The organism is Nocardia sp. CA-119907, from assembly GCF_050955995.1.
In the GTDB taxonomy this organism is placed as follows: Bacteria; Actinomycetota; Actinomycetes; order Mycobacteriales; family Mycobacteriaceae; genus Nocardia.
In genome coordinates, this window is sequence record NZ_CP192091.1 from 1,632,120 (window position 1) to 1,654,644 (window position 22,525).

Sequence of the window (22,525 nt, forward strand, 5' to 3'; positions counted from 1 at the left end):
GACTTGTCCTGCGTCGTCGGGAACAGACATCCGAGATAGGAACCGAATTCATGACCACCCAACGCAATCCGTGGCTAGCGCTGTTCGCGCTGGTCGTCGGCTTCTTCATGATCCTGCTGGATATGACCATCGTCGCGGTCGCCAATCCGGCGATCATGAAGGATCTGCAGGCCGACATCTCCCAGGTGATCTGGGTGACCAGTGCCTACCTGCTGACCTACGCGGTACCGCTGCTGGTGACCGGCAGGCTCGGCGACCGTTACGGGCCCAAGAACCTGTACCTGATCGGCCTGGCCGTATTCACCGCGGCCTCGCTGTGGTGTGGTCTGTCCGGATCGATCAGCATGCTGATCGCCGCGCGGGCCGTCCAGGGACTCGGCGCCGCGATGATGACGCCGCAGACCATGGCGGTCATCACCAGGACCTTCCCGCCGGATAAGCGCGGTGCGGCTATGGGGCTGTGGGGTGGCGTCGCCGGTCTCGCCACGCTGGTCGGTCCGATCCTCGGCGGTGTGCTGGTCGACGGGCTCGGCTGGGAGTGGATCTTCATCGTCAATGTTCCGGTCGGCATCGTCGCCTTCGCGCTGGCGGTATGGCTGGTGCCGTCGCTGCCCACCAATGAGCACAAGTTCGACATCCCGGGTGTCGTGCTCAGCGGTATCGGTCTGTTCCTGCTGGTATTCGGTATCCAGGAGGGCAATACCTACGACTGGTCGCTGCGCATCTGGTTGATGATCGGCGCCGGCCTGGTTGTGCTCGCGGTGTTCCTGGTGAACCAGTCGCGCAACGCCGGCGAGCCGCTGCTGCCGCTGGGGCTGTTCCGTGACCGCAACTTCGCGCTGTCGAATGTGGGCATCGCGGCAATGGGTGCGGCCATCACCTCGATGATGGTGCCGGCGTACTTCTACCTGCAGGCCGTGCGGGAGATGTCGCCCACCAGGTCGGCCCTGGTATTCGCGCCGATGGCGATCGTCACCGGCGTCTGCGCGCCGATCATCGGCAAGATCTCCGACAGGTTCCACCCGCGGATCGTGCCGACGATCGGATTCATCGGATTCTCGGCCTCGATCTTCTGGTTCGCGGCCGTGATGACACCGCATTCCTCGATCGTGTGGTTCCTGCTCTCGGCCGCGCTGGCCGGTATCGCCAACGCCTGCATCTGGGCGCCGCTGGCCTCCACCGCCACCCACAACCTGCCGATCCAGCAGGCCGGTGCGGGTGCGGGCATCTACAACACCACCCGCCAGGTGGGTTCGGTACTCGGCAGTGCCGCGATCAGTGCCCTGGTCGCGGCTCGGATGACCGCCAATGGCCTCGGCGGCGGCAAGATCTCCGAAGGCGGTGCGGGACAGGGCCCGATCCCGGAATTCGTCAAGGACGGCTTCAGCACCGCCCTCAGCCAATCCATCCTGCTGCCGGCGGGCATCCTCCTGATCGGCGTCATCGCCTCGGCGCTGTTCGTCCGGCACGGTCAGTCCGCCGCGCCCGGCCCGAAGACAGACCTGGCCAAGGCCGACTCCGTCGCCGCCTGAGTTATCGGTGCTGCGCCCCGCTGGCCGATCGGCCAGCGGGGCGCACGCGATTCTGGCGGGGAGTCGACGCAGGTCCCATTGGCGGGCAGGCGATTTCGGATCAGCCGACGGTGACCGTGGTGGTCGGATATCCGGTGGCGCCGTCGGGGACTACGGGGCGGCGTTCTTCGGTCTGGGTTTCGCCGGTGCCGTCGGTGGCGCGGGCGCGGATGGTATGCGTGCCGGTGGTGGCGTTCCAGTCGTAGACCCATTGGCGCCAGGTGTCGATGGATTGTTCGGTGGACAGCCGGGCGGGTTGCCATGGGCCGTTATCGATTTGGACTTCGACAGCTCGGATGCCGCGGTGCTGGGCCCAGGCGACGCCGGCGATGGCGGTGCTGCCCGGTTGCACCTTGGCGCGGGCGCGGGGGGTGTCGATGCGGGTGCCGGTTTTGATGGGGCCGTAGGCCGACCAGCCGCGGCGGGTCCAGTAGGCGGTCGCGTGGTCGAAGCGGGTGATCTCCAATTCGGTGACCCATTTGGTAGCGGAGACATAACCGTAGAGGCCGGGCACGACCAGGCGGGCCGGGTACCCGTGCGCGACCGGGAGGGGTTCGCCGTTCATGCCGACTGCCAGCAGTGCGTCGCGGCCGTCGGTGAGTACGGCCAGTGGGCTGCCCGCGGTGAAGCCGTCGATGCTGTGCGACAGGACCATATCGGCATCCGGGTGTGGTCCCGCCTCGGCGAGCAGTTCGTCCAAGCGGTAGCCGCGCCAGCGTGCGTTGCCGATCAGATCGCCGCCGACCGGATTCGATACACACGCCAGCGTCACCAAGGTCTCGACGGGAGTGCGCTTGGCGAGATCGGCCCAGCTGATCTGGATTTCGTGATCCACCATCCCATGAATCCGCAATGACCAATCGTCGATGGAGACCTGCGGCACGATGAGTGCGGTATCGATGCGATAGAAGTCGCTATTGGACGTCAGGTACGGCGTCAGTCCCGGCAGTTTCAGATCCGCGTCGGGTGCGAGCGAAACCGTGGGTCCGCTCGGCTCCGGGAGCTGAATCGCCGCCCGCTCACCGGACACATCCCGGCGCCGCACCCCGATCAGCCGTCCACCCACCCCGCTGAGCAACGCCAAACCACCCGTAATGGCAATGCCCTGCAACACCTGTCGCCGCTGCGGCTTTGCCGTGGTCCCGGTCGTCGAACTCGCTGTCCCGGCGGGTTCCGGCTCGGTCGCCTCGGCGCCAGCACGGGAGGCTTGTGGCGCACGCGCATCGGGGGAATCATCTTGATCCGCACCGATTCTCGGTTCCGCCGCGGCAGCAGGTGCGGCGGTGCCGGACGCGGCAATGTCGGTTGCCGCGTGCGGGGCCGAGGCGTCATCGGCTGCCTGGTTCTCGGAACCGGAGGCCCGCGGCTCGGCCGCGCGGGATGCGGCGGGTCGTCCGGCTTCCTTCGCGTCGTCGATGTAGGCGGTCAGGACACGGAGGGCATAAATACCTGCGGCCACGCCGATTACGGTGGGCCAAGCGGCGGAGAAACTGTTGCGGCCGACGGCGATGGCGGCGGTGAGCAGGCCGAGGGCAGTCAGCAGCCAGGATCCTCGGGGGTGCGCTGTTCGCTCGATGGCGCCGATGAATCCGGCGACGAGTACGGCCACGAGTGCCATACAGGCGAAGAGCAGGGTCTTATCGTTGGTGCCGAAGTTCTGGATGACCCATTCGCGCAGGCCGTCGGGGGTGTGGTCGATAACGGTCGAGCCGAGAGCGTTGGCGGGCGCGCTGTCGGGTCCGGTGAAGGCGGCGACGAGTTCGGCGACGCCGAGTGCCAGACCGGCGGCGACGATGCCTGCCGTCACCCGTAAGCGCAGTTCAGCCATGGTCCGAGCGTACTGCCGGGTGTGATCGGGGAGTATGACCATTCGGTGACGTGAATATCAACCGGCCTTGTGCCGCTGGTAGTAGCGGGCGACGCGGACCCGGTTGCCGCAGCGGTCGGGTGAGCACCAGCGTCGCCGCGGGTGTGCGGGCAGGAACAGCAGGACGCAGTCGTCGGCCTCGCAGCGCCTCAGCTTGCCGATCGCTGGGTCGGTGAGCAGGTCGATGGCGGCTTCGGCCAGCACGGCTGCCAGCTTTTCGGCCGAGGTGCCGTTACGGCGCACGGTTGCGGTGACCGCACTGCCATCCCACGCCAGTTGCTGGATGGCGGGTGCGTCGGCCTGTGCGGCATTGAGTCGGTGCAGTGCGTCGGCGGGCGGGCGGCGATTGTGCAGCAGTGCGTCGAGCGTGGAGCCGATATGGTCGCGCACCGCGTGGACCGCGGCGAGGTCGGCGGCGGTGGGATGCGCCACGGCCAGCTCCGGAAACCGTGCGGCTTGCAGCGCAAGCCAATTCGCGAGGTGCTCGGGGGTACCCAGCAGATCGGTGCCGGTCGGCCGGGTGTTGACCAGGTCGAGTGCCAGCGGCTCGCCGATCAGCGGGGCTTCGTTCATATCACTAATGGTACATCTGCGGATTGACACATTAGGTGAAGATCGGCTAGAACTAATGCATCATCACGGATAGAAAGCATGTGGAGCCATGATCGAGCTGCCAGTCGTCCAGCACCGCCGCATCGATGTCGACGGTGTCGAGGTCTTCTACCGCGAATCGGTCCCGCATCGCGCCGACGCGCCGGTGCTGTTGCTGCTGCACGGTTTCCCGTCGGCCTCGCACCAGTTCCGCCGGCTGTTCGATGTGCTCGGCGCGCAGTACCGGCTGATCGCCCCGGACTACCCGGGCTTCGGAAATACCACCGCACCAGCCGATTTCGAGTACTCCTTCGACCGATTGGCCGATGTGGTCGAGGGTTTCGTGCAGCGGCTCGAACTGCGCGAATTCGCGATGTACATCTTCGACTTCGGCGCTCCGATCGGCTTGCGCATCGCGCTGCGCCACCCCGAGTGGATCAACGGTCTCATCGTCCAGAACGGCAACGCCTACGAAGCGGGACTGTCGGATCTCGCCCGCGACTTCGCCGCACTGCGGCCCGAACAGGAAGGGGCCGAGGACACCATCCGCGGCCTGCTCACGCTGGAAGGCACCCGCGGTCAGTACGAGCAGGGCGTCCCCGCCCCGACCGTGCTCACCCCCGAATCATGGATCCTCGACCAGTACTTCCTCGACCTCCCCGGCCGCAAGGAGGCCCAGGTGGCCCTGGCCTTCGACTACAAGTCGAATGTCGCCGCATACCCGCAATGGCAGCAGTGGCTGCGCAAGTACACCCCGTCCACCCTCATCGTGTGGGGCTCGAACGACCTCTTCTTCCCCGAGCCCGGCGCCCACGCGTACCTCGCGGATCTCCCCGACGCCGAACTGCACGTCTTCGATACCGGCCACTTCGCCCTGGAGACGCACCTACCCGAAATCGCATCGCTGATCGCCGATTTCCTGGACCGGCTCCCGGCGCGCTGACCGTATCCACCGACCCATCGTTGTCGTGTGGGCCGCGATGACTCGGGCTCTGGATCGCGGGATGCCACGTGATCGGCCACGGGATGGCCACTGTGCCCGGGGTCGCCCGCACGGCCGGAACTCTGGCGGACAGGTCGGTGTGCAGCGGTCAAAACGAAGGCGCCGCCCGCAATTGGCGGACGGCGCCTTCGAAACCACTCGGCGTCAGCCGTAGATCTTCTCCACTTCGGACGCGTACTGCTTCATCACCACGGCCCGCTTCAGCGACATCTTCGGCGTCAGCTCGCCGGTCTCCTGCGTCCAGTCGACGGTCAGGATGCGGATCTTCTTGATCGCCTCGGCATGCGAGACCTTCTTATTGGTCTCGGCGACCGCGGCATTGATCTCCGCCACCAGCGCCGGGTTCTCGATCACCTGCTCGATCGGGGTCTCGGCGGACAGATTGTTGCGTTCCTTCCAGCCGGGCAGCGCCTCCGGGTCGAGGGTGATCAGCGCGCCGACGAAGGGCTGTCCGTCGCCGACCACCATGACCTGGCTGATCAGCGGGTGCGCGCGCAGCGAATCCTCCATCAGACCGGGGGAGACGTTCTTGCCGCCCGCGGTAACGATGATTTCCTTCTTGCGGCCGGTAATGGTGACGTATCCGTCGCCATCGATGGCGCCCAGGTCGCCGGTCTTGAACCAGCCATCGGCGAAGGCCTCCTCGGTGGCCTCGGCATTGCCCCAGTAGCCGTTGAAGACCACCGATCCGCGCAGCAGCAGTTCGCCGTCCTCGGCGATCTTGACCGCGTGGCCCTCGATGGGCTTGCCGACGGAGCCGACGCGAATATTTTCGGGGGTGTTCACGGTGATGGCTGCGGTGGTCTCGGTGAGGCCGTAGCCCTCGTAGATGGTCACGCCGACGCCGCGGAAGAAGTGGCCGAGGCGCGCGCCGAGCGGTCCGCCGCCGGAGACCGCGGCCTCGCACTGGCCGCCGAGCGCGACGCGCAGCTTGCCGTAGACGAGCTTGTCGAACAGGGTGTGCTTGAGCTTGAGCACCAGGCCCGGCCCGCCGTTGTCGAGTGCCTCGCTGTAGGCGATGGCGGTTTCGGCGGCCGCGTCGAAGATCTTGCCCTTGCCGCCGTCGTGTGCCTTCTGCTTGGCGCTGTTGAAGACCTTCTCGAATACGCGCGGCACCGCGAGGATGAAGTGCGGGCGGTAGCTGCCGAACTGTTCGACCAGGGTGGACCAGTCGGAGCTGAACGCGACGATCACCTTGGCGTCGAATGCGGCCAGCGTGACCGCCCGCGCGAAGACGTGCGCCAGCGGCAGGAACATCAGCGTCTTCTTGCCCTCGGTGACGTACTTCTTCAGGGCGAGCCGGTCGGACTTGGACTCCGCGTAGAGGTTCGAATGCGAGAGCATGACGCCCTTGGGCCGGCCGGTGGTGCCCGAGGTGTAGATCAGGGTGGCCGGGGACTTGGCGTTGACCTCGGCCCGACGCGCGTGCACGACCGCGTCGTCGAGGTCGGCGCCGCGCGCGATCAGCTCATCGACGGCGCCCTTGTCGATCTGCAGGGTCTCCTTCAGATCCGGCAGCGCACCCGCCTCGATCTCGTCGATGACCTTGCGGTGCTTATCGCTGTCGACCACCAGCAGTTTGGTGGCGGAGTCCTGCAGGATCCACTTGGCCTGTTCGGCGGCCGAGCTGTCATAGATCGCGACGGTGCAGCCACCGGCGGCCCAGACGGCGAAGTCGAGCAGCACCCATTCGTAGCGGGTTGGGGCCATGATGGCGACGCGGTCGCCGAGTTCGAGACCCGAGGCGATGAGGCCCTTGGCCACCCCGGTGACCGCCTTCGCGAATTCCGCCGCCTTGATTTCCCGCCAGCCGCCACCGCTGGTGACGTTGAACAGCACCGCGCCGGGCGACTGCTCGGCGTGCCGGAAGACGTTATCGGAATTATTCGCGTCTTCCGGGATGGTGTAGGAAGCCGGGACTTCGAACTCTCGCATCAGTGCCCTTCCACGTGGGTTTACTCGTCAGTAATTTACGACACCTGTGACCGGGACGTCACTCCGGCCACCGAAACTCCGGTCCGGTTCGGCATCGACGGGCCGGTCGAGGTCCGGTCGGACCCGGTGAGACGGAGTCGGTCTTGCGTTTCGTGCGTTTGAACGAGCGCAGGTGAGCCACTGTCTATCCTAGGTCGCGCATGGCGACCGGCTGGATGGCTTCCCGCAGGAAATCGGCCAGTTCGGTCAGCGCCGCCGCAGCCGGTCCAACGAGCGCGGCCTGCAGTTGCGCGACGTGCCATAGCCCCTTGCTCTCGGTGAACCGGGTATACACGCCCGCCGCCCGCAGCGCCGCAACGAATTCGACGCATTGGGCATGCAGCAATTCGCTGATATCGACCTGCACGTAGGTCGGCGGCAATCCGGGCAGCACACCGTGCAGCGGCGCGTAGCCGGTGTCCTTGCCATCGCCGTCGCCGAGATAGGCGGCGGCACAGGCGCGCGACCACGGCCGGTTGATGACCAGATCGCGCGACTTCTCGGGGACCTGATTCGGGTCGACCCACGGCGCGATCAGGCCGAGCGCGGCCGGGGTGTACCCGTGCCCGGCGATCAGCCGCTGCGCGGTGGCCAGCGATAGTCCGCCGCCCGCCGAATCACCCGATAGCGCGATCTGTTCGGGTCGGTAGCCGATATTGCCGACCAATTCCAGGAAGGCCGCTTCGGCGTCGTCGAGGCCGGCCGGGAACGGGTGTTCCGGTGCCAGCCGGTAGTCGAGAACATAGACGTCGCAACCGGTTTCGTGGGCCAGCCGGGCGGCAAGCGAGCGGTGCGTGGCGAGCGATCCGATCGCGTAGCCGCCGCCGTGCAGGTAGAGCACGGCACCCCTGGTGAGATCGGGCTGCTGCGAACCCGCGGTGATCCGCTCAGCGGGCCTGCCGCCGAGCCGGAGCCGGTGCACGGTCGTATCGGAGGGGAGGAACTGCGCGCGCGAACCGATATCGAGCAGTAGACGCTGCATCTGCCAGGGCAGCCGCGCGTTTAGCGTGATACGGAAGATCGGATTCAGCAGCGTCCGCGCGATGGGCAGCGGAATATTGATGTCACGCATGGGTTTTCCTCGATTCCCGGCGCCCGCGTCCGGACGCCGGGGCAGCAGGGCTCAGGGCAGGATGCGACGGTGGACGACGGCGGCGATGCGCTGATATCCGGAGGCGGTGATCCGGACGAACAGATCCAGCGCCTTGGCCTCCCAGCCGATCAGCACTCGGCCGTGCCCCTTGCCGACGCCCTCGGTGATGGTCTGGGCGGCCATCTCCGGCGTGTGGATGGCCAGCTTCTTGTCGAACATCGATGCCGCGCTGGTGCCGTCGATGCCATCGGCGTAGGTGGCATTGCGGGCGACGGCGGTCTTGATACCGCCGGGATGCACACAGGTCACCTTGACCGGATGCTTGCCGACCAGCATCTCCTGGCGCAGCGATTCGGTGAAGCCGCGCACCGCGAACTTGGCCGCGTTGTAAGCGCTCTGGCCCGGTATGGCGATGAGGCCGAACAGGCTGGAGACGTTGACGACGTGGCCATCACCGGATTCGATCAGCAGCGGCAGGAACGCCTTGGTGCCATTGACGACGCCCCAGAAGTCGACGTCCATAACGCGCTCGATGTCCTTGAACTCCGAGCGGATGACCTCACCGTGGTAGGCGATGCCCGCATTGTTGTAGATCTGGTGCACCGTGCCGAAATGCGCCTTGACGGCGTCGGCGTAGAGCAGCACCGCTTCGCGCTCGACCACATTCAGCCGATCGGACTTGATCTCGGCCCCGTACACCTCGCAGCGGCGCACGGTCTCGGCCAGGCCGTCGGTGTCGATATCGGAGAGCGCGAGCTTGGCGCCGCGCTCGGCCAGATTCTCGGCGAGGGCGCGGCCGATGCCGGAGCCCGCCCCGGTGATCACACAGACCTTGCCCTTGAAGTAAGCGTCATTGCGCCCTCCCGTCGCCCGACCGCCACCCCCCATGGAATCGCTTCGCGATGCTGTATTCACTGTGCTGCCACCACCTTCAGGTTGTTACTGGATGTTTCGACGGTCGTGGTCTCGTAGGCGGAGACGTCGAAATTCTTGGTGAGCCGACGGAATTCGAAGGTGAAGTCCGGCCACAGCGTGGTGTTGTTGCCGTGCTTGTCCAGGTACCAGCTGGCGCAGCCGCCGGTGCTCCAGACGCTCTTCACCAGTTTGCGCTGCAAGTCCTTGTTGTAGGAGTCCTGTACCTCGCGCTTCACCTCGACAGTACGCAGGCCGAGGCGATCGACAGTGGACAATGCGTCGGCGATGTAGTTGATCTGCGATTCGATCATGTACACCATCGAGGTGTGGCCGAGGCCGACATTCGGGCCGAGCAGGAAGAACATATTCGGGAAGTTGGCGACCGTCGAGCCCTTGTAGCCCTGCTGGCCGATCTCGTCGAACACCTCGGCCAGGGTGCGGCCGTCCTTGCCCGAAATGGTGTTGTAGGTCGGTGAATCGGTGACGTGGAAGCCGGTCGCCACGATCAGGGCGTCGATTTCGCGCTCGGTGCCGTCCTTGGTGACGATGGAGTTCGCGCGCACCTCTTTGATGCCGTCGGTCACGACGTCGACATTCGAGCGGCTCAGCGCCGGGTAGTAGTCGTTGGAGATCAGCATGCGCTTGCAGCCGATCCGGAAGTTCGGGGTGACCTTCTCGCGCAGCTGCGGATCGCGGATCTCGAGCTGGAGCTTGGCCTTGGCGATCAGTTCGAAGGCTTGCATCAGTGCGGGAACCTTGGCGAGGCCGACGACCTGGGTCTCGCGCGCGGCGTAGATGGCGGCGCGGGATAGGCGCTGGAAGCCGGGAATGTGCCGGAATGCGAGGCGCTCGGGCATGGTGTAGGGGCGGTCGAAACGGGGGAGCAGCCAGGGGGCGGTGCGCTGGTAGACGTCCAGGTGGGCGACATCCGGCGCGATGGACGGCACGATCTGGATGGCGGAGGCGCCGGTGCCGATAATGGCGACGCGCTTGCCCTTCAGGTCCGCATCGTGGTCCCAGCGGGCCGAGTGGAAGATCTCGCCCTCGAAACCATTGATGCCCTTGATGTCCGGCAGTGCCGGTTCGCAGAGCGCGCCGACCGCGGAGACCACGGTGTCCGCGGTGAAGCTGCCCTGAGTGGATTCGATATGCCACAGGTTGGTGGCATTGTTCCAGCGCGCGCCGGTGACATCGCAGTCGAACAGGTGCTTGTCGAGCACGTTGTACTCGCGCGCGACGCCCTGGATGTACCGCTGGATCTCGCCCTGCTTGGAGAACGAGCGCGACCAGTTCGGATTCAGTGCGAACGAGTACGAGTACAGGTGTGAAGGCACATCGCAGGCGGCACCCGGGTAGGTGTTGTCGCGCCAGGTGCCGCCGACATCGCTGCCGCGTTCCAGCACGAGATAGTCGTTGCGGCCCTGCTGGCTCAGCCGGATCGCCAGGCCCAGACCGGCGAAACCGCTGCCGATGATGATGGTCTTGACGTGGCGGGCTGGCCGGTTGCCGACAGCTTTGTCTGTAACCTTGCGACTCATATAAGCGAGCGTACGGTCTTATTGAGCATGAGTCAACAGTATTGACCATCGTTCAGTAAGATGTCCGTGTGAGTAGCAAAAGTGCCGGCGAAGTGGTGAAGCGAACCCGCCTCAGCCCGGAAGAACGTCGCACGCAGCTGATCACCTTGGGCGCGAAGATGCTTGGTGACCGTGCCATCGAGGACATCTCGATCACCGAGATCGCCGAGGCGGCCGGAATCTCCCGCGGCCTGCTCTTCCACTACTTCCCGACGAAACAGGACTTCCAGCTGGCGATCGTCCGCCACGCCAATGCCGAACTACTCGAGCACGTCGCCCCCGACCGCTCGCTCGGTGTATTCGAGATGTTGCGCGATTCGATCGAGAGGTACATCGAATATGTCAGCGAGAACCGCAACTCCTATGTCTCGCTGCTGCGCGGGCCCGCCAGCGTCACCCCCGAGCTGGTCCCGCTCGTGGACCAGACCCGCGACGCCATTATCGGCATCATTCTCACCGAGGTGCCCGTGTCGATCGATGAGGCCGACCGTCCACGCCTGACCCTCGCCATGCGCGGTTGGATCGCCTTCGTGGAGGAGGCCACCCTGACCTGGCTCCGCAACGCCACGATCACCCGCGAGCAGCTGGTCGACTTGCTGGTGGAATCCCTACTGGCCATTGCCCTCTCGCTGAATCCGGCGCTCGCCGCCGCCCTCCGCGGCTAGGCGCTTGCGGGTGGCCTCCGCTTGTCTCGGGCGTGGTCGATATCCTGACGTATGGGTCTGTCTCGTCGGCAGCTGTTGAGGGTGGGGACGGCTGGGTCGGTTGCGATGCTGGTGGGGGCGTCTGCGGCGAGTAGTGCGCGGTTTCGGGTGCCGCGGTGGTTGGGGGATCCGTTCACGTTGGGGGTGGCGTCGGGGGATCCACTGCCGGATGGGGTGGTGTTGTGGACGCGGCTGGCGCCGGATCCGTTCGCACCGGATGGACTGGGCGGTATGGCGCAGCATCCGGTGAGCGTGGACTACGAAGTCGCGCACGATGAGCAGTTTCGGCAGGTGGTGGCACGGGGTACAGCGGTGGCGACCCGCGAACTCGCGCATTCCGTGCACCCTGAAGTCGGCGGGTTGGAGCCGAATCGCTGGTACTTCTACCGATTTCGCGCGGGCTCGGCGATCTCGCCGATCGGCCGGACCCGCACCGCCCCCGCGTTGGGGCAGCCCACGGCGCGCATGCGTTTCGCCTTCGCCTCCTGCCAATCGTGGAGTTCGGGCTACTACACCGCCTATGAGCACATGAGTGCCGAAGATCTCGATCTGGTTGTGCATCTTGGTGATTACATCTACGAACGGGGTTGGACGCGCGGTCGCGTCGGCATGTCGGTGGAGCCGCAATTCCAAGCCGAAGCGGTCGATCTGCCCGGCTACCGACTGCGTTATGCCCAGGCCAAGGCCGAGCGGCCGTTGCGCGCCGCCCATGCCGCCTTTCCCTGGCTCGTCACCTTCGACGATCACGAGGTCGACAACAATTGGGCGGGGGACTCACCCGGTATCGGATTCGATATCTACCGCATTCCCAAGCTCTTTCGCGGCCGCCGCGCCGCCGCCTTCCAGGCGATGTACGAACATCAGCCCTTGCGCATCGCGGCCCTGCCCTCCGGTTCGACCATGCGCATCCACCGCCGATACAGCTTCGGCGACCTCGCCGACATCACCATGCTCGACACCCGCCAGTACCGCACGGCGCAGGCCTGCGGCGACGGTGGTCTGGTCGCGGACTGCCCCGACCGCTTCGCCTCGGACCGCACGATCCTCGGTGCGCAGCAACGCGATTGGTTGATCGATGGCTTCAGCAGGTCCACCGCCTGCTGGCAGATCCTCGGCAACCAGGTCTCCATGGGGCAATCCGACTATGACCTCGGCCCCGGCGTCGCGACCGGCACCGACTCCTGGGACGGCTATGTCTCCGACCGCAACACCATCCTCGGCGCCGCTGCCGACCGCGACGTCCACAACCTGGTAGTGATCACCGGCGACCGCCACCAGAACCACGCCGCCAACATCCGCGCGGACTACTCGAACCCCGAATCTCCGGTCGTGGCCTCCGAATTCATCGGCACCTCCATCACCACCAATGGCAACGGAAAGGATATGACGCCGACCGGCCTCACTCTCTTGGCCGCCAACCCCGACCTGAAGTTCTTCAACTCCCAACGCGGGTACTCCCGCGTCTCGCTGGACCACGGATTGTGGCGCAACGACTTCCGAGTAGTCCCGTATGTCGATCGCCCCGGCGCACCGATTCACACCCGCGCCGCTTTTGCTGTGGAGAACAGGGTTCCCGGTGTCACCGAGGTGTCGCGCTCCGACAGCCGGACCGGGCAACATCCCGGAGCCGGAAGCGCGGGCTCGCCGCCGCGCTGAGGCCGATGACCGCGAGGTAGTTCAACGCGTGGCGGCGGCGCGTGGCGGATTGGCCAAACCCAGGGCGGAGTTGAGGCGATACGCGCCGCCGAGCCCGTGGAACACCGCCATGAGCAGCGCCCCGGCGACCGCGCCGCCGATACCGGCAAGGGCATGGGCGGGCAGATCGGCCCAGTAGCCGATCAGCACCGCGAGGGCGAGACCCAAGGTGCCGGCCACGGCATTGCGCAGCGAATCGTTGCCCCACACATTCGGAAACTGTTCGCCGACCATGCCTTTGACGAAATGCGGGACGGCATTGGCGCCCATCACACCGGCGAGCGCGGACAGCAGGACTGTATGCCACATATCGGCCACCTATTTTCAGTCAACAATCGTTGACTGAATGCTAGCGGCTCATCCACGTTCGGTCAACGATCGTAGACTGAAAGCATGAGTTCCCATCCCACCCGCCGCGCCGAACAACGCGACCGCACCCAAGCCCGGATCTTGGACGCGGCGCGGCAGCTGTTCGCGGAGGTCGGCTATGACCGGGCCACCATCCGCGCGATCGCGGCGGCGGCCGACACCGATCCGGGCCTGGTGATGCGCTACTTCGGATCCAAGGACAATTTGTTCGCCCAGGTCGCACAATTCGAACCGGACGAACTGATCACCGGGCCGCCGCCGGAGGCGGCCGAACAGCTACTGGCCGCACTCGAACAGAAACTCGCCGAGCAGCCCACCGACGCACTGACCGCGATCCGCTCCATGCTGACCCACCCCGATGCCGCCGCCGAAGTCCGATCCGCCATGGTCGCCCGCCAACAACAGGCCGCCCAGCATCTGGCCCCCGACGATGCGACGCTCCGCGCCGGCCTGATCGGAGCCCTCACCATCGGCACCGTCATCGGCCGACACCTCCTCCAACTCGACGCTCTCCACGACGCCCCACCGGACCGAATCACCGCCCTCCTCCGCCGCGCCATCCACGAAATCGCCCACGGCACCTCGGAACCCGTCCCCGACCAACCCGCCACCTCGTGACCGCCGATCCGGACATGACAACTTTTCAACTCCCAACGCGGATACGTCCGAGTCGACCTCGATCATTTCCCGGGGCACACCGACTTTCGCGCTGACGGATGTCCTCGCCGAACTCGACGCGCTGAGCGCCGCAATCGGAAAGCGCGCCAACACATCTCGATAGTTCGGTAGCGCCGGGGCCCGACCGGGCCCACGGTAATGGCTGGGCAGCGCGAAGGTCTCCACGGCGTCGGGCAGGTGCAGCCGTTCATACCTGGTTGACGCCCTTGAGAATGCGATCGAAAACCTCACGGGCATCCTCGGATTCGGGTCCGTCGAGCAGGGCATCGAGAACTTCGGCACTGTCCAACGTGGCGCGAAACGACTGCAAGCGTGCGCTGGCGATCACCGTATGGATCACTGCGGCGTAGAGCCGAGAACGCGGTGCATGCAAGTGAGCGCCCCTCCGTTCAACTCCGCGCAGATGTGCTTCGACCGCATCGATCACATCCTGAATGACCTGAATCTCGACTTCTTCGAAGCTCCGCTCGTCCTCCACGATCAGAATCCGAACTTCGGTTGCTCGGCGGGGTTCAGGTGACCATGTCGAACGAGCACGGTTTTGGCGTGCAGTTTGATCCGGCAGATGGTGATCGGGCAATCGATGTGCGACTGCATGACAACGTGGGCGGCTTGGACAGTCAAGCCGTCGGTCGGAACATCGTGGTCTATCGGTGGCAGAACGGGTTCGAAAATCATGCTGGGACCTCCCGTATGAACGACGTTGGGACGAACCAGCATCCGGTAGATCCGGTGTCATCGCGGCTGCGGCTCGGGGCCAGGTCGGAGGGGGTGCACTGTGCGCCCCGAGTCACCGGGGCAGGCCGACACTCCCGGCCAGCGACCGCGCCCTACGGCTGATGAGCGCACCACCGCGGTCGACCGAATCGGCGATCATCTGTCTCGCTGAGGGGGAGTAATGCACCGAATCGCGAGAGGTCTGATAGGCCTGCTCGAGCCAGTGCAACATGGCTGAATAGTCGCGACGCTGATGGTAGCTGCGTGCGATCTCGACGCCGAGTCGCCCGCGCCGCTCTCTGCTGGGGATTTGTTCCGGGTCGATGTACTCGGCACGATGACGAGGATCCGATGGTTTGGCAAGATCGGCCGCGATCGTCACGCCGTGCAGTTCGACGTTGGCGCTACCGAACATCGTCCACGGATGGTGATAACCCTTGCCGAGCCGCTTCGCTGTTGTGTCGGCTTCATCCCAATACCGCCATGCGTCGCCTTCGCGACCGGCTTGCGCGGCGGTTATCGCTGCGTGCAACTGGAGCGCGCCGTACATCCCCCGAATATCGTTGTCCGCGTTCTCTAGTCCGGGTTTCAGCAGTCCGGCTGCATCCTGTGCCAGGGTCAACGCCCCGTCGGCGTCCCCAACCGAACGCTGCACCATGCCGAGCGTCCAAGCGGCACCTGCCAACGCATTCGGAACGTCCGCTTCCTGCGCCGCAATCATCGCCCGGTCAGCTACCGTCCACAGCAGTTCCGACTCACTCGCCCAAACAATTTCGTGTTGCACCAGGGCATATACATCCGCCAAAACCGCATAGGCCGTTCGCCGATCCGCGCCCTCCGCGACCCGAGCCCCGATCCGGGCATCCCTGACGAGCTGCGGCAATATCCGACCGACGTCGGTCCGATGCGTCCTGGACTGATGCCAGAGCCGCCATGCGTCAGCAGTCCGCACCGCCAATGCGGCGACGTCTACCGGCCCATTCGGAACAACCAATAATGGGTCCCGAACCGCCTCACGAATAGCCGGCACCGCATCATGCGGCACCCGCGCAAATGACCCGACCGGCACCGAAGTCGATCCGCCGAGATCCATATCAATACCCGCGAGCACCGCCACATCGCCAACGGCGAGAGCCTCTGCCAACTTCACCAATAATGGCAGCCGCGGCGGTAGCCGCGTCCCCCGCTCGATCCCCTTCAACCACGACGCGGACATGCCAACCAGCCCGGCCAACACGGGCCGACTGAGCCCCTTGCGTTCCCGCAAGACCTGAATCCGCTCCCCGGTCCGCTTCCCGGCCAGATCATCGAGCATCAGCCCACCTCGGATCCCGTTCCGCTACTTGGCTCTCGATGCACGCCAGGATATGCCTCCCGATGAGGCGACGCTGTATGACGCCTGGCGCGTCAGACCTGCGCAAGCAATCTCTGGAGGTTGAACACGAGAATCATGTGATAACCCCCGATGTGTTGTAGTGCTTCGAAGATGGACCGCGCGGCAGACTCTTCCGATATCTTGTTCGAGTCGATATTTCTGATGGTCACCAGAATTGGATAAGATTCGAACTGCAGGTCCTGCTCGTCTTCGAAATCATGTGACATCTCAACTTCGACTATCGTTCCTCCGGCCTTCCCGCCGAAAGAGATGTCGTTGTGTTTCTCCGCTAGGCGCTCCAGTGGAGCGCCCGAAGCTGACGTTATATCATCGACGATTTCGCCTTCCGCCTTTGTGGTTCGAATGAATATCTGGTGATATGCGCTCAAGACTTCTCCTCTACGGCCAATTTATCTCCCAGCCGTCTCCGACTATTCGAATTTCGCTCATCGTATCTGGACTGGCGCCGAGGTATCGGCTGACGCCACGTTGGGCCTCTTCTTGTGTCAAACCGCTACCGCGAGCGTCGATGATCGTGTGGTCAGCTTGGCCCTGTGCGCTGTTGAGTGCGTTCTTGACGGTTGCATTGGTTGCTCCCGGGTCCATATGTTTGAACTCAGTGGGCACTCCATCGACCGTGGAATCTGCGGTCCGTTCGCCTGGGACGGTGCTTTCCTTGACCGCCTTGACATTCTTTCCTTCGTCTGCCAGCAGGTCTGCAAGTTTTCTTTCGTTGGGGTCGAATTGCTTTTCGCTCTCGTCTATCTTTCCCTTTGATTGAGGTTTGCCGGGGTCCGAGCGACTTCCGTCGTCGTCGATGTGCGCCTTCAATGCGATGATCTCGACGAGGCTTGTCGAGATGGCGAATAGGCTGGGGACATGGTCGAAGGATTTGATGACTCCGACGGCGGTCGAAGTGGCTGCGACGAGACCCAGGGCCTTGAAAAGGTTGCTGGCCGTGTAGAGGGTGCGGATGGTGGTGATGGTTTCCTCGGCTGCAAGGCCTACACCTCCGGCGCCTGCGAGGAGTGAGCCGCCGAAGGTGAGTAGGGCAAGGCCGACGGCACCCGCAACGATGACTCCGGCCGTAATCTCGGCCGTGGTGATCGCTGATTTGATCGCATTACTGGCCTCGATGGTTCCGGTTTGATACTCGGCGACTGGTGTAGCGATGTTGAGCGAGGCAGTGGCAACGTTCTCGGCGCCGGTGCGAAGTGCGCCGAAATGGTCCTGGATAAGTTGCCGATTAGTTTCGTCATCCATGCCGTCGAACAATGCGGAGATCCCGCTGATGGTGGCGGCCGCGCCGGTGATGGTGGCGTGATTTGCGAAGGTCTGCCACGTTGTCGACGCTTTGGCGAGCTTGTCGACATCGCCGTTCGGGAGTTTGCCGAATTCGCTGATGATTAGTTTGACGAGTTCGTCGAAAAAAGCCTTTACGCCGCCATCGCCGTTGTGTTTGACACCGTTTCCGTTATCGGCCGCCGACTTCGGGATCGTGACTTTGTACTCCGTCATCGTATGCACGTCCGGACGTGGGGGTGATGGATTGCTCTTGTTGCGAATGCCGTAGTTGTAGCCGTTTGCATACAGGACGTAGCCGTAGTTGGTGAGCGCGTCCGCTAGATTGGTGCACGTCTGCATTGTTTGACGCGCAGTCTCATCATATTTTTCGCCCCACTGCTTACAACCGGGTGCGTCACCTGCCATGCCCGCGCATGCACCTTTGACGGCATCGTGCACGGGCTTGTCGGCGCGGCGCAGTTCGGCTGCGAGATCATGGCATTTCTTGGCGGCGTCGTAGTAGACCTGCCAGTCGACCTTCACTGCTCATCCCCCTCGCAGCATCTTGCGATTGACCTCGATTGCGCTGGTGTAGTCGGCGTGTGCGCGTTTGGCAGCGTCGCTCATATCGCGGACACCTTCGGCGAATTCGCGTGCGCCGATGGCCCATTGGCTGTGGGCGTCGACGTAGGCCTGGGCGGCGACGCCCTCCCAGCCGCTGCCTTGGAGCGTGGCGACCTTGTCATCGATTTCGTCGAGGTGGTCGGTGAGGAAGCCTGCGAGCCCGGCGAGACGGGACACGATTTCGTCAAGGTGGTCGAGGTCGACGGAGAATTCGGAACTCATGGCAGGTCCAGGCTGGAGGTGTTCAGTGCGGACGCGTTGTTCGTGTCGGTGGATTGGTAGGTGTCGGCGGTGACGCCGAGCTTTTCTGCCATGCCGTTCAGCGCGGTGAGGATCTGGACGCCGCCGTCGTGGACTTCGGTCCAGCCTTTGGCGAATTCGTCGGCGTAGTCGCCGGTCCAGGTCCCACCTGCCACCGCTGACACATCCTTGGCTGCGGAATCCAGTGCTGACCGCAGCGCGTCGGCCAAGTCGTAGACGTATTTGCCGACCTCACGGACCTTCTCGGGTACTACCGAAACGCTTTGAGAATTCGGCGACCCCCCACTTTCGCTCATGGTTGCGGATGGTACCGACAGCCGGCGAACGCTGTCGAGCCCGAACCAAGGCGGAAATGACTACGCCGGGCCGAATCACTCTGCGGGAGAGTAGATTCGGCCCGGCGATGGGTCAGCCAAAAACTACGCGGTCGGCTCGAAGGCCTCGGCGACGATCTCGGCCTGCTCCACGGCGTGCACCTTCGACGAACCCGAGGAAGGAGCCGACATGGCGCGGCGGGAGATGCGGCGCAGCTTGGTGAACCGCTCCGGAAGGAGTTCCGGGAGGTTCAGGCCGAAGAACGGCCACGCGCCCTGGTTGGCGGGTTCTTCCTGGACCCAGGCGATATCGGTCGCATTCGGGTAACCGGCCAGCGCCTCGTTCAAGCGGAACTTGGGCAGCGGGTAGAGCTGCTCGATGCGGACGATGGCGACGTCTTCGCGCTTCTGCTTGGCCTTCTCGGCGACCAGCTCGTAGTAGAGCTTGCCACTGGTGAGCAGGACGCGCTTGACCTTATTGCGGTCGCCGATGCCCTGTTCGTAGGTGGGCTCGTCGAAGACCGAGCGGAACTTCGATTCGGTGAAGTCCTTCAGGTCCGAGACCACGGCCTTATTGCGCAGCATCGACTTCGGGGTGAAGACGATCAGCGGACGGCGGATGCCGTCGAGCGCGTGGCGGCGCAGCAGATGGAAGTAGTTCGCCGGGGTGGACGGCACGGCGACCGTCATCGAGCCCTCGGCGCACAGCTGCAGGAAGCGCTCGATGCGACCGGAGGTGTGGTCCGGGCCCTGACCCTCGTGACCGTGCGGCAGCAGCAGCACGACCTCCGAGAGCTGACCCCACTTGGCCTCACCGGAGGAGATGAACTCGTCGATGATGGACTGCGCGCCGTTGACGAAGTCACCGAACTGCGCCTCCCACAACACGAGTGCGTCCGGGTTGCCCAGCGAGTAGCCGTATTCGAAGCCGACGGCGGCGTATTCGCTCAGCGCCGAGTCGTGCACCGCGAACCAACCCGGAGTGGTGCTGCCGATGTTGTGCAGCGGGGTGTACTCCTCGGCCGTCTTGCGGTCGATGATCACCGAATGCCGCTGGGTGAACGTGCCACGACGCGAGTCCTGGCCGGTCAGGCGGACCGCACGACCCTCGTCTATCAGCGTGCCGAAGGCGAGCAGTTCGGCGAAGGCCCAGTCGACCTTGCCCTCGTAGGCCATCTCACGCCGCTTCTCCAGCACCGGCTTGACGCGCGGGTGCACGTTGAAACCGTCGGGCACATTGAGGAATGCGTCGCCGATGCGCTGCAACACCGTCTTGTCGACGGCGGTCAGGATGGTGGTCGGCACCTGCTGGTCGTCCTCGACCGATTCGCTCGGCTCCGGGACGTACTTCTCCAGCTCGCGAACCTCGTTGAACACCCGCTCCAGCTGACCCTGGTAGTCACGCAGCGCGTCCTCGGCCTCTTTGAGCGAGATATCGCCACGGCCGATCAGGCTCTCGGTGTAGGCCTTGCGCACCGAGCGCTTGGTGTCGATGACGTCGTACATGTACGGCTGGGTCATCGACGGGTCGTCGCCCTCGTTGTGGCCGCGACGCCGGTAGCAGATCATGTCGATCACGACGTCCTTGCGGAACTTCTGGCGGAAGTCCACCGCCAGACGCGCCACCCAGTCACAGGCCTCCGGATCGTCACCGTTCACGTGGAAGATCGGCGCGCCGATGAACTTCGCGATATCGGTGGAGTATTCGGTGGAGCGGCTGTTCTCCGGTGCGGTGGTGAAGCCGATCTGGTTGTTCACCACGATGTGGATGGTGCCGCCGACGCGGTAACCGCGCAGCCCCGACAGGTTCAGCGTCTCCGCGACCACGCCCTGACCCGCGAACGCGGCGTCACCGTGCAGCATCAGCGGCATGACGGAGAAGCCCTCCGGCCCGTCGCCCTTGTTCAAAAGGTCTTGCTTCGCACGTACCAGCCCCTCGAGCACCGGGTCGACCGCCTCCAGGTGCGAGGGGTTGGCGGTGAGCGAGACCTCGATCTCGTTGTCGCCGAACATCTGCAGGTAGGTGCCGCGCGCGCCGAGGTGGTACTTCACATCGCCGGAGCCGTGGGTGGCCGCCGGGTTCATATTGCCCTCGAACTCGGTGAAGATCTTCGAGTACGGCTTGCCGACGATATTGGCGAGCACATTGAGGCGACCGCGGTGCGGCATACCGATGACGACCTCGTCGAGGGAATGCTCGGCGCACTGGTCGATGGTGGCGTCCATCATCGGGATGACGGCCTCGGCGCCCTCGAGCGAGAAGCGCTTCTGACCGACATATTTGGTCTGCAGGAAGGTTTCGAAGGCCTCCGCCGCATTCAACCGGTTCAGGATGTACTTCTGTTGCGCGACAGTCGGTTTGACGTGCTTCTGCTCGACCCGCTCCTGAATCCACTGCAGTTGCTCGGTTTCCAGGATGTGGGTGTACTCCACACCGACATGGCGGCAGTACGCATCGCGCAGCACCGAGAGCACATCGCGCAGCTTCATCCGCTCCTGGCCGTGGAAGCCTGCGACATCGAAGGTGCGGTCCAGGTCCCACAGGGTGAGGCCGTGCTGTGTGACATCGAGGTCGGGGTGGCTGCGGAACTTGTCCTTGACCAGCCGCAGCGGATCGGTGTCGGCCATCAGGTGGCCGCGGTTGCGGTAGGCCGCGATCATCTCGAGCACGCGGGTGCTCTTGTCGACGCCGCGCTCCTTGATGTCCTTGCGCCAGCGCACGGGCTCGTAGGGCACGCCGAGGCCGTGGAAGATCTCGTCGTAGAACTCGTCGTTGATCAGCAGGTTGTGGATGGTCCGGAGGAAGTCGCCGGATTCCGCGCCCTGGATGATGCGGTGGTCGTAGGTCGAGGTCAGGGTCATCAGCTTGCCGACGCCGAGTTCATTGATGCGCTCGTCGCTCATGCCCTGGAATTCGGCGGGGTACTCCATCGCGCCGGCGCCGATGATCGCGCCCTGGCCCGGCATCAGCCGCGGCACCGAGTGCACGGTGCCGATGGTGCCCGGGTTGGTCAGCGAGATGGTGACGCCGGTGAAGTCGTCGATACCGAGCTTGCCGTCGCGGGCGCGGCGCACGATGTCCTCGTAGGCGGTGTGGAACTGCCCGAAGGTCATGGTCTCGCAGCCCTTGATGGCCGCGACGACCAGCGAGCGGTTGCCATCCTTGCCCTGCAGGTCGATGGCCAGACCGAGGTTGGTGTGCGCGGGGGTGATCGCGTTGGGCTTGCCGTCGATCTCGGCGAAGTGCCGGTTCAGATTCGGGAACGACTTGACCGCCTGCACGATCGCGTAGCCGAGCAGGTGGGTGAAGGAGATCTTGCCGCCGCGGGTGCGGGCGAGGTGGTTGTTGATGACCAGGCGGTTGTCGATCATCAGCTTCGCCGGAATGGCGCGCACGCTGGTCGCGGTCGGGATGGCCAGCGACGCGGACATGTTCTTCACCACGGCGGCGGCCGGGCCGCGCAGGACCTTCGCCTCGTCGGTCGCGGTGTCGGCGGGCTTCGGCGCGCCGGAGGTGGGCGCGGCATTCGAGGTCGGCGCGGGAGTCGTCTGCCGCGCGCGGGTGGTGACCGGCGCGGGCGCGGGAGGCTTGGGGGCCGCCGGGGCAGGTGCTGGCGGGGCGGGTGCCGCGGGAGCGGGGGCGGGGGTCGCGGGCGCCGCGTTCACCGGCGCGGGGGCCGCGGCCGGGGTGGCCACCTGCGCGGGCGCGGCCGTGGTCGCGGCGGCCTGACTGTTACCAGAATCACCCGCGACTTCGGGCGTGTAATCGGCGAGGAACTCGTGCCAACTCTCGTCTACTGAAGATGGATCCTGTTTGTACTTCTGATACATCTCATCGACTAGCCACTGGTTCTGTCCGAACTGGGAAGTTGAGCTGCTCACAGCAGGTGTTCGCCTCATTTCGTTCTTCGCG

The 22,525-nt window shown here is 64.9% G+C and carries 19 protein-coding genes; 5 read left to right on the forward strand and 14 right to left on the reverse strand.

What is annotated here, in order from left to right; genetic code table 11:
* The first annotated feature begins 50 nt into the window (after positions 1–50).
* Positions 51–1,532, forward strand: coding sequence for a DHA2 family efflux MFS transporter permease subunit (locus tag ACQP2D_RS07505; RefSeq protein WP_433682976.1), 1,482 nt, complete (start codon positions 51–53; stop codon positions 1,530–1,532).
* A 100-nt stretch (positions 1,533–1,632) separates the two neighbouring features.
* Here ACQP2D_RS07505 and ACQP2D_RS07510 read toward each other — a convergent pair whose 3' ends face one another.
* Positions 1,633–3,399 (reverse strand): molybdopterin-dependent oxidoreductase, encoded by a 1,767-nt coding sequence (locus ACQP2D_RS07510; protein ID WP_433682977.1) that lies wholly within the window; start codon positions 3,397–3,399, stop codon positions 1,633–1,635.
* A 57-nt stretch (positions 3,400–3,456) separates the two neighbouring features.
* Positions 3,457–4,011, reverse strand: a complete 555-nt coding sequence (locus ACQP2D_RS07515; RefSeq protein WP_433682978.1) for a CGNR zinc finger domain-containing protein — start codon at positions 4,009–4,011, stop codon at positions 3,457–3,459.
* 88 nt (positions 4,012–4,099) lie between these two features.
* Here ACQP2D_RS07515 and ACQP2D_RS07520 point away from each other — a divergent pair, with 88 nt between their 5' ends.
* Positions 4,100–4,972 carry an alpha/beta fold hydrolase gene (locus tag ACQP2D_RS07520; protein WP_433682979.1) on the forward strand — a complete coding sequence of 291 codons (873 nt, stop codon included), beginning with the start codon at positions 4,100–4,102 and terminating at the stop codon, positions 4,970–4,972.
* A 204-nt stretch (positions 4,973–5,176) separates the two neighbouring features.
* Here the strand turns inward: ACQP2D_RS07520 and ACQP2D_RS07525 are convergent, their stop codons facing one another.
* From ACQP2D_RS07525 to ACQP2D_RS07540, 4 genes are all read right to left on the reverse strand, one after another.
* A complete protein-coding gene (locus tag ACQP2D_RS07525) occupies positions 5,177–6,967 on the reverse strand; it encodes an AMP-dependent synthetase/ligase (RefSeq protein WP_433682980.1) in 1,791 nt (596 codons plus the stop codon).
* Positions 6,968–7,151: 184 nt separating this feature from the next.
* Positions 7,152–8,078 carry an alpha/beta hydrolase gene (locus ACQP2D_RS07530; RefSeq protein ID WP_433682981.1) on the reverse strand — a complete coding sequence of 309 codons (927 nt, stop codon included), beginning with the start codon at positions 8,076–8,078 and terminating at the stop codon, positions 7,152–7,154.
* Between the two features lie 51 nt (positions 8,079–8,129).
* On the reverse strand, positions 8,130–8,987 hold the full coding sequence (locus ACQP2D_RS07535) for an SDR family NAD(P)-dependent oxidoreductase (protein WP_433685571.1): 858 nt from the start codon (positions 8,985–8,987) through the stop codon (positions 8,130–8,132).
* Between the two features lie 23 nt (positions 8,988–9,010).
* Positions 9,011–10,552 carry a flavin-containing monooxygenase gene (locus ACQP2D_RS07540; RefSeq protein WP_433682982.1) on the reverse strand — a complete coding sequence of 514 codons (1,542 nt, stop codon included), beginning with the start codon at positions 10,550–10,552 and terminating at the stop codon, positions 9,011–9,013.
* Between the two features lie 68 nt (positions 10,553–10,620).
* Here ACQP2D_RS07540 and ACQP2D_RS07545 point away from each other — a divergent pair, with 68 nt between their 5' ends.
* Complete coding sequence (locus ACQP2D_RS07545) at positions 10,621–11,256, forward strand: TetR/AcrR family transcriptional regulator (protein ID WP_433682983.1); 636 nt, start codon at positions 10,621–10,623, stop codon at positions 11,254–11,256.
* A 51-nt stretch (positions 11,257–11,307) separates the two neighbouring features.
* Positions 11,308–12,951: an alkaline phosphatase D family protein gene (locus ACQP2D_RS07550; protein ID WP_433682984.1), complete on the forward strand. Its 1,644-nt coding sequence runs from the start codon at positions 11,308–11,310 to the stop codon at positions 12,949–12,951.
* Between the two features lie 21 nt (positions 12,952–12,972).
* Here the strand turns inward: ACQP2D_RS07550 and ACQP2D_RS07555 are convergent, their stop codons facing one another.
* Positions 12,973–13,299 (reverse strand): hypothetical protein, encoded by a 327-nt coding sequence (locus ACQP2D_RS07555; protein ID WP_433682985.1) that lies wholly within the window; start codon positions 13,297–13,299, stop codon positions 12,973–12,975.
* Between the two features lie 84 nt (positions 13,300–13,383).
* Here ACQP2D_RS07555 and ACQP2D_RS07560 point away from each other — a divergent pair, with 84 nt between their 5' ends.
* Positions 13,384–13,977, forward strand: a complete 594-nt coding sequence (locus ACQP2D_RS07560) for a TetR family transcriptional regulator (protein WP_433682986.1) — start codon at positions 13,384–13,386, stop codon at positions 13,975–13,977.
* Between the two features lie 247 nt (positions 13,978–14,224).
* Here the strand turns inward: ACQP2D_RS07560 and ACQP2D_RS07565 are convergent, their stop codons facing one another.
* From ACQP2D_RS07565 to ACQP2D_RS07595, 7 genes are all read right to left on the reverse strand, one after another.
* A complete protein-coding gene (locus ACQP2D_RS07565; protein ID WP_433682987.1) occupies positions 14,225–14,617 on the reverse strand; it encodes a hypothetical protein in 393 nt (130 codons plus the stop codon).
* A 210-nt stretch (positions 14,618–14,827) separates the two neighbouring features.
* Positions 14,828–16,069, reverse strand: a complete 1,242-nt coding sequence (locus tag ACQP2D_RS07570) for a helix-turn-helix domain-containing protein (protein WP_433682988.1) — start codon at positions 16,067–16,069, stop codon at positions 14,828–14,830.
* Positions 16,070–16,161: 92 nt separating this feature from the next.
* Positions 16,162–16,518: a hypothetical protein gene (locus ACQP2D_RS07575; RefSeq protein WP_433682989.1), complete on the reverse strand. Its 357-nt coding sequence runs from the start codon at positions 16,516–16,518 to the stop codon at positions 16,162–16,164.
* A gap of 10 nt (positions 16,519–16,528) precedes the next feature.
* On the reverse strand, positions 16,529–17,956 hold the full coding sequence (locus ACQP2D_RS07580) for a hypothetical protein (protein ID WP_433682990.1): 1,428 nt from the start codon (positions 17,954–17,956) through the stop codon (positions 16,529–16,531).
* Positions 17,957–17,959: 3 nt separating this feature from the next.
* Positions 17,960–18,259 carry a WXG100 family type VII secretion target gene (locus ACQP2D_RS07585; protein WP_433682991.1) on the reverse strand — a complete coding sequence of 100 codons (300 nt, stop codon included), beginning with the start codon at positions 18,257–18,259 and terminating at the stop codon, positions 17,960–17,962.
* Positions 18,256–18,594 (reverse strand): ESX-1 secretion-associated protein, encoded by a 339-nt coding sequence (locus ACQP2D_RS07590; RefSeq protein WP_433682992.1) that lies wholly within the window; start codon positions 18,592–18,594, stop codon positions 18,256–18,258. Before ACQP2D_RS07590 ends, ACQP2D_RS07585 begins: the two co-directional genes overlap by 4 nt.
* 123 nt (positions 18,595–18,717) lie before the next feature.
* Positions 18,718–22,512 carry a multifunctional oxoglutarate decarboxylase/oxoglutarate dehydrogenase thiamine pyrophosphate-binding subunit/dihydrolipoyllysine-residue succinyltransferase subunit gene (locus tag ACQP2D_RS07595; protein ID WP_433682993.1) on the reverse strand — a complete coding sequence of 1,265 codons (3,795 nt, stop codon included), beginning with the start codon at positions 22,510–22,512 and terminating at the stop codon, positions 18,718–18,720.
* Positions 22,513–22,525 lie beyond the last annotated feature (13 nt).

Bases quoted from the DNA above. Each gene is read 5' to 3' on its own strand.
- ACQP2D_RS07550 (WP_433682984.1), top strand. From the start codon at position 11,308: ATGGGTCTGTCTCGTCGGCAGCTGTTGAGGGTGGGGACGGCTGGGTCG.
- ACQP2D_RS07505 (WP_433682976.1), top strand. From the start codon at position 51: ATGACCACCCAACGCAATCCGTGGCTAGCGCTGTTCGCGCTGGTCGTC.
- ACQP2D_RS07570 (WP_433682988.1), bottom strand. From the start codon at position 16,069: ATGCTCGATGATCTGGCCGGGAAGCGGACCGGGGAGCGGATTCAGGTC.
- ACQP2D_RS07535 (WP_433685571.1), bottom strand. From the start codon at position 8,987: ATGGGGGGTGGCGGTCGGGCGACGGGAGGGCGCAATGACGCTTACTTC.
- ACQP2D_RS07540 (WP_433682982.1), bottom strand. From the start codon at position 10,552: ATGAGTCGCAAGGTTACAGACAAAGCTGTCGGCAACCGGCCAGCCCGC.
- ACQP2D_RS07515 (WP_433682978.1), bottom strand. From the start codon at position 4,011: ATGAACGAAGCCCCGCTGATCGGCGAGCCGCTGGCACTCGACCTGGTC.
- ACQP2D_RS07595 (WP_433682993.1), bottom strand. From the start codon at position 22,512: ATGAGGCGAACACCTGCTGTGAGCAGCTCAACTTCCCAGTTCGGACAG.
- ACQP2D_RS07585 (WP_433682991.1), bottom strand. From the start codon at position 18,259: ATGAGTTCCGAATTCTCCGTCGACCTCGACCACCTTGACGAAATCGTG.
- ACQP2D_RS07560 (WP_433682986.1), top strand. From the start codon at position 13,384: ATGAGTTCCCATCCCACCCGCCGCGCCGAACAACGCGACCGCACCCAA.
- ACQP2D_RS07525 (WP_433682980.1), bottom strand. From the start codon at position 6,967: ATGCGAGAGTTCGAAGTCCCGGCTTCCTACACCATCCCGGAAGACGCG.
- ACQP2D_RS07555 (WP_433682985.1), bottom strand. From the start codon at position 13,299: ATGTGGCATACAGTCCTGCTGTCCGCGCTCGCCGGTGTGATGGGCGCC.
- ACQP2D_RS07510 (WP_433682977.1), bottom strand. From the start codon at position 3,399: ATGGCTGAACTGCGCTTACGGGTGACGGCAGGCATCGTCGCCGCCGGT.
- ACQP2D_RS07530 (WP_433682981.1), bottom strand. From the start codon at position 8,078: ATGCGTGACATCAATATTCCGCTGCCCATCGCGCGGACGCTGCTGAAT.
- ACQP2D_RS07520 (WP_433682979.1), top strand. From the start codon at position 4,100: ATGATCGAGCTGCCAGTCGTCCAGCACCGCCGCATCGATGTCGACGGT.
- ACQP2D_RS07590 (WP_433682992.1), bottom strand. From the start codon at position 18,594: ATGAGCGAAAGTGGGGGGTCGCCGAATTCTCAAAGCGTTTCGGTAGTA.